The organism is Halococcus salsus (assembly GCF_009900715.1).
Lineage (GTDB): Archaea > Halobacteriota > Halobacteria > Halobacteriales > Halococcaceae > Halococcus > Halococcus salsus.
The window spans coordinates 351,320-361,205 of sequence record NZ_JAAAJC010000001.1 but is presented as its reverse complement, the minus strand read 5'-3'; the positions used below and the strand labels follow the sequence as shown (position 1 = coordinate 361,205).

14 protein-coding genes are annotated in these 9,886 nt (G+C 68.6%); 9 read left to right on the top strand and 5 right to left on the bottom strand.

The annotated features are described in order from the left end of the window. Positions 1-246 precede the first annotated feature (246 nt). The 8 genes from GT355_RS01905 (at position 247) to hflX (ending at position 5,753) form a co-directional block, all read left to right on the top strand. A complete protein-coding gene (locus GT355_RS01905) occupies positions 247-429 on the top strand; it encodes a hypothetical protein (protein ID WP_007692052.1) in 183 nt (60 codons plus the stop codon). 24 nt (positions 430-453) lie between these two features. After that, entirely contained in the window at positions 454-879 is a 426-nt protein-coding gene (locus tag GT355_RS01900) for an RNA-binding protein (RefSeq protein WP_160133002.1), read from the top strand. Between the two features lie 3 nt (positions 880-882). Beyond that, positions 883-1,608: an RNase P subunit p30 family protein gene (locus GT355_RS01895; protein ID WP_160133000.1), complete on the top strand. Its 726-nt coding sequence runs from the start codon at positions 883-885 to the stop codon at positions 1,606-1,608. After that, on the top strand, positions 1,580-2,215 hold the full coding sequence (locus GT355_RS01890; protein WP_160132998.1) for a class I SAM-dependent methyltransferase: 636 nt from the start codon (positions 1,580-1,582) through the stop codon (positions 2,213-2,215). The genes GT355_RS01895 and GT355_RS01890 overlap by 29 nt, the downstream gene beginning before the upstream one ends. Next, the gene (locus GT355_RS01885) at positions 2,212-2,688 is read left to right on the top strand and encodes an Rpp14/Pop5 family protein (protein WP_160132997.1); all 477 of its coding nucleotides are present in this window, start codon (positions 2,212-2,214) and stop codon (positions 2,686-2,688) included. The genes GT355_RS01890 and GT355_RS01885 overlap by 4 nt, the downstream gene beginning before the upstream one ends. Positions 2,689-2,692: 4 nt before the next feature. Beyond that, positions 2,693-3,445 (top strand): archaeal proteasome endopeptidase complex subunit alpha, encoded by a 753-nt coding sequence (gene psmA / locus GT355_RS01880; protein WP_120069860.1) that lies wholly within the window; start codon positions 2,693-2,695, stop codon positions 3,443-3,445. A gap of 111 nt (positions 3,446-3,556) precedes the next feature. Further along, positions 3,557-4,282, top strand: a complete 726-nt coding sequence (locus tag GT355_RS01875; RefSeq protein WP_160132994.1) for a ribosome assembly factor SBDS — start codon at positions 3,557-3,559, stop codon at positions 4,280-4,282. Between the two features lie 172 nt (positions 4,283-4,454). Next, positions 4,455-5,753, top strand: a complete 1,299-nt coding sequence (hflX, locus tag GT355_RS01870) for a GTPase HflX (RefSeq protein WP_160132992.1) — start codon at positions 4,455-4,457, stop codon at positions 5,751-5,753. On the opposite strand, the gene moaC is transcribed toward hflX, so the two are convergent. From moaC to GT355_RS01850, 4 genes are read right to left on the bottom strand one after another with little or no spacing between them, the layout of a single operon-like run. Next, positions 5,748-6,248 (bottom strand): cyclic pyranopterin monophosphate synthase MoaC, encoded by a 501-nt coding sequence (gene moaC / locus GT355_RS01865; protein ID WP_160132990.1) that lies wholly within the window; start codon positions 6,246-6,248, stop codon positions 5,748-5,750. The genes hflX and moaC overlap by 6 nt on opposite strands. Continuing rightward, complete coding sequence (locus GT355_RS01860; protein ID WP_160132988.1) at positions 6,245-7,672, bottom strand: NAD(P)H-hydrate dehydratase; 1,428 nt, start codon at positions 7,670-7,672, stop codon at positions 6,245-6,247. Before GT355_RS01860 ends, moaC begins: the two co-directional genes overlap by 4 nt. A 39-nt stretch (positions 7,673-7,711) precedes the next feature. After that, positions 7,712-7,990 (bottom strand): acylphosphatase, encoded by a 279-nt coding sequence (locus tag GT355_RS01855; RefSeq protein ID WP_120069841.1) that lies wholly within the window; start codon positions 7,988-7,990, stop codon positions 7,712-7,714. Positions 7,991-8,032: 42 nt separating this feature from the next. After that, positions 8,033-8,950 (bottom strand): DNA-3-methyladenine glycosylase family protein, encoded by a 918-nt coding sequence (locus GT355_RS01850; RefSeq protein ID WP_160132986.1) that lies wholly within the window; start codon positions 8,948-8,950, stop codon positions 8,033-8,035. 85 nt (positions 8,951-9,035) lie between these two features. Here GT355_RS01850 and GT355_RS01845 point away from each other — a divergent pair, with 85 nt between their 5' ends. Beyond that, positions 9,036-9,485, top strand: a complete 450-nt coding sequence (locus GT355_RS01845; protein ID WP_160132984.1) for a DUF555 domain-containing protein — start codon at positions 9,036-9,038, stop codon at positions 9,483-9,485. Between the two features lie 51 nt (positions 9,486-9,536). On the opposite strand, the gene GT355_RS01840 is transcribed toward GT355_RS01845, so the two are convergent. Next, positions 9,537-9,776: a UPF0058 family protein gene (locus tag GT355_RS01840; RefSeq protein WP_007692035.1), complete on the bottom strand. Its 240-nt coding sequence runs from the start codon at positions 9,774-9,776 to the stop codon at positions 9,537-9,539. Positions 9,777-9,886 lie beyond the last annotated feature (110 nt).

Sequence of the window (9,886 nt, the reverse complement as noted above, 5' to 3'; positions counted from 1 at the left end):
CGGCCTGCGGCCTCACTCGCGGGACGATCACTACCGCTTCCGCGACCGCACAGCACCGCCGAAGCCCTCGCGTGCGAGGCGCGAGCGAACATCACTCCACCACCGGCTGTCGACGGTGCGGCCGCGGGGTGGCTTCGGCGGAGCGGGGGCGGCGAGCGTGCGGGGAGTCGTGTGGTTCGAGGGCGCATCGCCGCCTCGTCACGGAGAAGAAGTGGGTTTTTATTCAGGCGTGGGATAGGGGTGGGTATGAGCTTCGAGGAAGACGACGAGGTGGTCCTCCACGACGACCACAGCGAGTACGACGGCGAGACGGGCACGGTCACGCAGGTCATGGAGACGATGTTCGGCGACGCGACCTACACCGTGAACTTCGAGGAGGGTCAGGAGTCGGGCGTCCCCGAGGACTCCCTGGAAGCCACCGAGGACTGAGAGCGTCCAGAGCCCGATCGAGAGATGGCCAGCGTTCCCTTCCACTACATCGACCTTCGCGCCTTCTGCTACGCCACCGAGGACGAACTCCGGGTCGAGCGCGCGCTCCGGACCTTCCTGCCCGAGGGGTTCGAGGTCGAACGCGTCGAGAACGAGGGCTTCCACGGCGACCGGATCTTGGTGCTCTCGGCACGCGTCGAGAACGCCGACGCGGTGCGCCACGTGCTCGACGTCCTCGCCGACATCGACCTCGACGACATCGCGGCGGAGCTCGACGAACGGATCGACGACAACTGCTCGCTCTTCTTACGGCTCGACAAGCAGGCCGCGTTCAAGGAGCAGGTGAAACGCGGCGAGGGGATCGAACTCCGCGCGAAGGTCGAGGCCTACCCCGCGAAGAAGGAACAGGCCGTCGAGAACGCGACCGACGCGCTCGAAGCGCGTTCGTAGCTCGTGGGTCCCTACGAGGCGGTCACCGCGTACCCGGCGGGCGAGAGCACCGCCGCCCGGTTCGCGCTGAGCGCCGCTGACCTGGGGTATTCGGGGGTCGTCGTTCGTAACGCGGCCGAAGCGATCCTCGACGGGGAGAGGCCGAGCCGCGAGACGATCGCCGACGAGTACGGCATCGACGTGGTTGATGGGATCGAGGTCCGGGAACGGGACCGGTCGGCGGCGAGCGCGCGGATCACGGCGGTCCGCGACGACCGGACCCTCGTGCTGGTTCGCGGGTCGCGCGACCTGAACCGGTTCGCGTGTGAAGAGCCCCGAGTCGACGTGCTCTCGCGGCCGATGGCCGACGGCGACGTGAACCACGTCCTCGCGCGGGCGGCGAAACGGAATGGCGTCCGGTTCGAGTTCGACCTCGGGCGGGTCTGCCGGCTCCACGGCGGCCGTCGTGTCCAGGCGCTCGCGGACCTCCGGAAGCTTCGGGAGATCGTCTTCCAGTACGACGCGCCCTACGTGGTGAGCGCCACGCCCGACAGCCACCTCGAACTCCGTGCGCCACGCGACCTCTACGCGCTCGGCGAGGTCATCGGGTTCGGTAGGGAGGCGATCGAGGCCGGGCTCGCGGAGTGGGGTCGGCTCGTGGGCCGCAACCGCGAGGTCATGAGCGAGTCCTTCATTGAGCCGGGGGTCAGACGGGGCAGGTATGAAGAAGACCATCGAGGAACACGCTAGCCGGTTCGACGACCACGCCGCCGACTACGACGAGAGCCAGGACAGCGAGGCGTACCGCGCCGCCGCCTCGCTGGTGATCGACCACGCCGCGCCCGGGTCCGAGGACGTCGTGCTCGACCTCGGGATGGGGACCGGGGCGATCGCGCTCGCGCTCGCGCCCGACGCGAAGCGCGTCCTCGGTCGCGACATCTCGGCGGGGATGATGGACGAAGCTCGTCGAAAAGCCGACGAGGCGGGCGTCGAGAACGTCGCGTTCGCGGAGGGACGCTTTCGGGAGCCGAACGTCGACGAGCCGGTCGACATCGTGGTCTCGAACTTCGCGATGCACCACCTCGCGAACGACGAGAAACGCGAGGCCATCGCCACCATCGGCGACCTCGGGCCGCGGAAGTTCGTGCTGGGCGACGTGATGTTCTTCGACGGCCCGGACCCCGACGAGCCGTTCTACTCGCCGGAAGTCGACGACCCCGCGACGGTCGGGGCGCTGGCCGACGCGCTGACGGACGCGGGCTTCTCGCTCACGGCGGTCGAGCGCGTCCACGACCAGGTCGGCGTACTGGTGGCCGAGCGCGCCGGCGGACGGGAGGGGACGACCCGGCGGGAATGAAACACCTCCCGAAACACCTCCGGCCTCGCCGGCGATATCTCGGGGTCGCCATCGAGTCCTGGCCCGACGCCGGCTTCGGGCGGCGCGACCTCCAGCGCGAGTGCTGGTACGCCGCCCAGAACCTCCTCGGGGACCCGGGGGCTGCCGACGCCGACCTCCAGGTGATCGACTTCTCGTTCGAGGAGGGGCGGGGCTGGGCGATGGTGCGCGTCCGGCGGAGCGAGGTCGAGCGGGCACGGGCCGCGCTGGCGTGTGTCGATTCGGTCGACGGAGCGCCGGTAGCCCTCGAAATCATGGGAGCGAGCGGCACGATACGTGCCTGTGAAGAAAGGTATAAAGGTCGCGCGTTATTAAAAGCGGACAAGAGAAACGTCGCGTTCGCGGACGCACGGCGTCCCGCCTTCGTGCGGGGCGGACGAGTCGACGCCCGACTGGAAGACGGGTTCGTGGGGGCGACGTCACTCGATATCTGAAACTATGCAGGGACAAGCCCAACAGCAGGCCTACGACCGTGGGATAACGATCTTCTCACCGGACGGGCGGCTCTACCAGGTCGAGTACGCCCGCGAGGCGGTGAAACGCGGCACCGCGAGCATCGGCGTCAAGACCACCGACGGCGTGGTGTTCGCCGTCGACAAGCGCTACCAGTCGCCGCTGGTCGAGCGCGAGAGCGTCGAGAAGATCCACAAGGCCGACGACCACATCGGGATCGCCAGCGCGGGCCACGTCGCCGACGCCCGCCAGCTCATCGACTTCGCACGCCAGCAAGCCCAGATCAACCAGCTCCGCTACGGCGAGCAGATCGGTGTCGAGACCCTCACGAAGGACGTCACCGACCACATCCAGCAGTACACCCAGGTCGGCGGCGCGCGACCGTTCGGCGTCGCGCTGATCGTCGGCGGGATCGAGGACGGCGAACCCCGCCTCTTCGAGACTGACCCCTCGGGTGTCCCGAGCGAGTGGCAGGCCCTCGCGGTCGGGTCGGGCCGCTCCGAGATGCTCGAACACCTCGAAGACGAGTATCGCGAGGACATGGACCTCGATGGGGGCATCGGGCTCGCGCTCGAAACCCTCGCAGTCGCCGGCGAGGACGCCTTCGCCGCCGCCGAGATCGGCGTCGCCACCGTCGACGTCGAGACCGAGCAGTTCCGCGAGCTCCCCGACGACGAGATCGAGTCCTACCTCTCGGAGTACGACCTCCTCGAAACCGACGAGACCGACGAGGAGTAACGCCCGCACCCTCTTTCGTGGCGTCCCTCACACGACCGTGAGCCGCCGGCTTCCGTCGAGGGACCCGGCGAAGAGCGAAGCGACTTGTGCGTCCGGCCCGATACGTCGGGTATGATATCGCTTGACGAGGCGGTGACGGCACGCCTCGAATCCCACGGCGCGCGGTTCGAGGTGTTGGTCGACCCGGACGCGGCGCTCGCCATCAGGCGCGGCGAGTTCGAGGGCGAGCTGGAGGACGTGATCGCGGCCGAGGACGTCTTCGAGGACGCTTCGAGGGGCGATCGGCCCGCCGAGGCCGACGTCGAGGACGTCTTCGGCACCACCGAACCCCTCGACATCATCCCCGAGGTCATCCGCGAGGGCGAGATCCAGATCACGGCCGACCAGCGCCGCGAGATGCAAGAACAGAAGCGCCGCCAGCTCATCAACGTCATCGCGCGCAACGCGATCAACCCCCAGATGGACGGCGCGCCCCACCCGCCCGACCGGATCGAGTCCGCGCTGGGGGAGACCGACTTCCGTATCGACCCGATGGACACGGTGGAGAACCAGGTCGACGACGCGCTCGACGCGCTCAGACCCGTGATCCCGATCCGGTTCGAGGAGGTCACGATGGCGGCCCAGATCCCCGCCGACCACGCCGGCAGCGCCCAGGCCCAGATCCGCCAGTTCGGCGACCTGGTTCGCGAGGAGTGGCAGAACGACGGCTCCTGGATCGGGGTCGTGGAGTTCCCGGCGGGCCTCCAGAACGACTTCTACGAACTCGTGAGCGAACAGTCGGCGGGCGAGGGCGAGGTCAAGAAGATCCGCGACGAGGACGAAGTCCGGACGCAGTGAAACGGCTCGCGAGGACGATAGGTGGCTTCGCGCGGTCGGTCCGGTACGACGACCCCGACGGACGGGACACGTCCCCTCGATCGGAGCCCGTGTGCGGTCCGGACAGGCCCGGGATTGAAGACGTTCGGCCACGTAACTCGGGACGATCGACGCGACGCGTCGACCGAACGACATGAAGGCCATCATCGCAAAGCGGGTCGACTCCGGGAGCGCCGACATCGGTGAGATACGGGACCTCGCGCGAGCCGCGGGCTACGAGGTCGTCGGAACGCTCACCCAGACCAGAACCGAGGACGCCGCGTTGCACCTCGGGGAGGGGAAGGTCGGCGAACTCGCCACGCTCGTCGCCGACACCGGCGCGAGCACGGTAATCTTCGACAATCGACTCGGCCCGTACCAGACCTACAACCTGGGACGGAAACTCCCGACCGACACGACGGTGATGGACCGCTTTCGCCTGATCCTCGAGATCTTCGGTCAGCGCGCCCGGACGAAGAAGGCCCAGCTCCAGGTCGAACTCGCCGAGCTCCGGTACGAACTCCCGCGGGTCGAGGCGAAGGTCAGTCTCGCACGGCGCGAGGAGCGCCCGGGGTTCATGGGGCTCGGGGAGTACGACGAATCGCGCGAACAGGACATCAAAGCCCAGATCAGTGCGATCAGCGACGAACTGGAGACGATCGAGGCGACGGAGGAACACCGCCGGGAACAGCGCCGGGAGTCGGGCTTCGACCTCGTGGCGCTCGCGGGCTACACCAACGCCGGGAAGTCGAGCCTCCTCCGGCGGCTGGCGGCGGACGTCGAGGTCGACGAGAACGAGGGGCTCCACCCGGACCTCGACCCCACCGCCGAATCCCAGGACAAACTGTTCACCACGCTCGGGACCACCACCCGCCGCGCCGCGATGGACAGACCCGTCCTCGTCACCGATACGGTCGGCTTCATCTCGGACCTGCCACACTGGCTCGTCGAATCGTTCAAGTCCACCCTCGATTCGGTCTACCGTGCCGACCTCGTGCTCCTCGTGGTCGACGCGAGCGAGTCGGTCGAGCGGATGCGCGAGAAACTCGTCACCGCCCACGACACGCTCTACGAGCGAAACGAGGCCCCGATCGTCACCGTACTCAACAAGACCGACCTGGTCGACGAGGCGAAACTCCAGGAGAAACGCGAGGCGCTCTCGACGCTCGCGCCGAACCCGGTGGCCGTGAGCGCCGCCGCGGGCACGGACATCGAGACGCTCGTCGAGCGGATCGAGGAGGGGCTCCCGGCCTACGAGCGCGAACGGCTCGTCATGCCGATGGCCGACGACACGATGGGCGTGGTCTCGTGGATCCACGACCACGCCGAGGTCGAGGACGTGACCTACACCGACGCCGGCGACCAGGTCACGGTCTCGTTCGCGGCGCGGCCGTCGGTGGTCGAACGCTCGCGCGACAAGGCCGCCGCCCTCGCCGTCCCGGTCGAGTCATAGCTCGCGTTTCGTCTTCTCGACGACTCGCACGTCCTCGATGGCGGTGTCCGGATACTCGCCGGCCTCGTCCTTCTCGGCGGCCTTCGTCATGTCCCAAACCGTGTTGAGTCCCGTCGTCACGCCCTGGAGCGCCTCCATCTCACAGCCGGTCTTTCCAACGGTTTCGACCGCGACGGTCAGCGTCACGCGGTCGGCCCCGGTTTCGAAGTCGGTGTCGACGTTCGTCACCGGGATCTGGTGACAGAGCGGGATCGTCTCCCAGGTGTGTTTCACGGCGTCGATGGCGGCGATCCGCGCGGTCGTGAGGACGTCCCCCTTCTCGATCTCGTCGGCGCGGACCGCCGCGACCGTGGACTCGCGCAGGTGGATCGTCCCTCGCGCGACCGCCCGCCGGGCGGTGTCGGGCTTCGCGCCGACGTCGACCATCGCCGCGTCGCCCTCGCTCGTGGTGTGGGTCAACCGGTCCGTTCGCTCGTCGCGCTCGGCGTCGGTCATCGCTCGACCCGCAGCGCCTCGGGGATGGCATCGAGGAGCTCCGAGGCCAGCAGCCCGCTCCCGCGGTCGAGCGCCTCCGCGGCCCGACCGTTGACGTAGGGGGCGACACAGGCCGCGTCGAACGCCTCGCGGGTGCCGAGCTGGGCGGCCGTGATCCCCGCGAGCAGGTCACCGGTGCCGCCGACGGTCATCCCCGGAGTACCGACGCGCGAGATCCGGGTTCGCTCGCCGTCGCTGACCACGTCGTCCTTCGCCTTCGCGAGCACGATGTGGCCGAGGTCGGCGGCGAAGGCCTCGATCTCGTCGGCGTGGGCCGCGAGGTCGTCGACGTCCGGTCCACCCATCTCCGCGAGTTCGTGGCGGTTCGGCGTGCAGACGAGGGTCGCGTCGGTGTCGACCTCGGGGACGACCGAGAGCGCGTCGGCGTCGACGACCGCCCGCCCGTCGAAGCCCGAGAGGAACTGGGCGACCGCGTCGAGGGTCTCGTCGGCGGTGCCGAGACCGGGACCGAGCACCACGATGTCGTCGTGGCGGGTCGCGGTGTCGAGGAGGTCGTCGACCTGGTCCGGCCCCAGCTGGGGCGCGTCGTAGGGCTGGACGATGAGGTCCTCGGCGTAGCCCGCGATCGGCTCGAAGACCCGCTCGGGAACCGAAACGAAGGCCAGATCCGCCCCCGCCCGGAGCGACGACTGTGCGGCGAGCGCCGGTGCGCCGGTGTAGGGGCCGCCACCGATCACGAGTACCCGCCCCGAGTCGCCCTTTCGTGCGTGGGGATCCGTCTCGATCGCGAGGTCGCCCGGCCCGACGAACCGCTCGGCTGCGGCCGGGATCCCGATGTCCTCCACCCGAACTTCGGCGTCGAGCGAATCGAGGCCGGGCTTCGAATCGTGGAACGTCACCACGTGGTCGGCGTCGACGGCTCTCGAACTGTGCTCCCCGGTGTCGGCGTCCACGCCGGAGGGGACGTCGACCGAGAGCACCGTCGCGTCGGCGTCGTTCATCGCCCGGGCCGCGGTGGCCTCGGGCTCGCGGAGGCCGCCCGTTATTCCTGTGCCGAGCATCGCGTCGACCACGAGATCCGGATTCCCGAGGTCGATAGCTTGTGAATCCTGCACTTCCTCGGTGTCGTACTCGGCTTCGACGAGCGCGTCCCAGTTCTCGCGGGCGATGTCGGTCGAGATGGTCTCGGCGCGACCGAGCAACAGCGTGTGGGTGTCGAACGCGTCGAGAAAGCGGGCCGCGACGAGCGCGTCGCCGCCGTTGTTGCCGCGCCCGGCGACGATCGTGACTCGGGATCCGGGCTCGACGAGGTCCCGTACGGTGCGCGCGACGGCGTTGCCGCTCGACTCCATCAGCTGTTTCCGTGGCACGCCGAGCGCCGCGGCGTTCGCGTCGACGGCGGCCATCCGGTCGGTCGTGATCATGGCCGTTCGTCCGGGGGCCGGCGAATTAAGCGTGCGGGACTATCGGTCTATCTCGAACCCCGACTCGCCCTCCGGCTCCCCGTAGTCGGCCTCGACCGATTCGACCGCGGCCGCCGGACTGCCGGTGTGACACCACTCGACCAGCTCCTCGACGCTCTCCTCGTCGCCCTCGAAGACCGCTTCGACCCGGCCGTCGTCGAGGTTCTTCACCCAGCCGTCGAGCCCCGCCTCGCGTGCGGCATCGCGGGTGTTCGCACGGTAGGCGACGCCCTGGACGGTTCCCGAGACGAAGACGTGTGCGCGAACGCGGTCGGTCATGGCTGTACGCAGGGCCACGCGGGTGAAAAGTCCGCCGACCGGTCAGCCGAGGTCGGGGCCGTTGGCCCGGAGATAGTGGAAGACGTGGGTCTGGACGTAGCCCGCGTACCGACCGCCGAACCGCTCGCGGATGGCCCGCGAGGTCTCGGTGTACGAGCCGCGGTCGCAGTCGGGGTAGTGTTCGGCGATGGCCGTCTGGATCCAGGTGTCGAGCGGGACGGCTTCGAGGTAGCCGAGCGAGAAGAGGAGGATGCAGTCGGCCACCTTGTCGCCGACGCCCATGAACCCCTTCAGGAACTCGCGAGCGGCCTCGTACTCGCGCCCGCGGGCGTCCGTCGGGTCGAGTTCGCCGTCCGCGACCAGCCGCGCGCTTTCGGCGACGTACGGCGCTCGATAGCCGAGCGAACAGTCGCGGAGGTCGTCCACGGTCGCGGCCGCGAGCTGGTCGGGGGTCGGAAAGGCGTGGTAGGTCTCGCCGTCGAATTGTATAGGAGACCCGAACCGCTCGGCCATCGTGCGCTGCATCGTGTGGATGCGCTTGACCCGCATCTGAGCCGAGCAGATGAAGGCGATCAGCGTCGGAAACGGCGGGTCGCGGACGATCCGCAGGCCGTCGTAGGCGTCGAACGCCGTCTCGATGAGCGGGTCGTCGGGAACCCCGTCCCGAATCGCGGGGAGGTCGTCGTCGAGCCGGAGGAGGTGGGTGAGATGGTCGGTGGCATCGGTGCTCGACTCCCACTCCAGCCGGCCGTCGGTCTGTCGAACCCGAATCACCTCGTAGTCGCCGGCGAGATCTGGAGGGAGGACGGTGGTGTACCACGCCGACCCGCGGGCGACCCCCGATTCGTCGTACATTCGGCCGTCGGCGCGGTCCCAGAAACACGACTGCCCGGATTCGAGGGTGGCCTGGAGATCGACCCCGCCGGCGAGCGAATCGACCTCGATCGTCCCGGTTTCCATCGCTGGACCTCGACCAGCGGGGGGGTTGGCGCTTTCGACTCGGGGCGACCAAATGTTGATAGCCGCAGCCGGCGAAGGTCTCGCCATGGACTGTCGAGTCGTCGTCGAGGCGGCCATCCCGGTGTACGACGTCGAGACGCCGGACGAGGCGATGCGGATCGCCATCTCGAAGACCGGTGGGATGCTCAACCCCGACCTCAGCTACGTCGAGATCGAGGCGGGGACGCGGACCACGCCCGGCGGCGAGGAGCTCCCGCCCGCGTTCGTGGTCGCCGACGAGGCGCTGGTGGCGCTCGAACTCGAGATGACCGTCTTCAACGTCGAACGCGAGGAGCACGCGAGCCGGATCGCCCGGAAGGAGATCGGCCAGCGCCTCGAGAACATCCCGCTCGACGTGCTCTCGGTCGAGGTGCTCGACGACTCGGAAGGAGACGACTCGGACGGTAGTGATTCGGAAGAAGACGACTCACAAGGGGACGATTCGGCGACGGACGGCGGCATGCTCCCCGACTTCGACGAGCTCCTCGACGGGTGAGGGCGGCGCTGGCGCTCGGCGATGAACGAGCGGCAGAACCGGCGCGGGTCGTCAGTCGGCGGCCGCGGGGACCGTCTCGGTCTCTTCGCTGTGTCGCATGTCCGCGGTTATCCCGTCGGCGAGTGCGAAAACAGCGGCCTTGTGGTCGGTCTTCGACTTGTGGATCGAGGTCGGCCGGACCCCGAGTGATTCGTAGGACTCGTACTCGACCGAAGTCCCGGTTCGTGCTTCATGGTGTTTGCGTACCTCTGCAAGCAGGCCGTGGAGGTGAATGAGCTCCTGCTTTTTCATGGGCGAGTACGCCTAACGACTGGAGGGTAATAGTAGTATCCTGACGCGCGTTAACACACTGCTCTGTAAAAAACCCCGTATCGGGGCGGCTACGGCGGTTCCTCACGAAC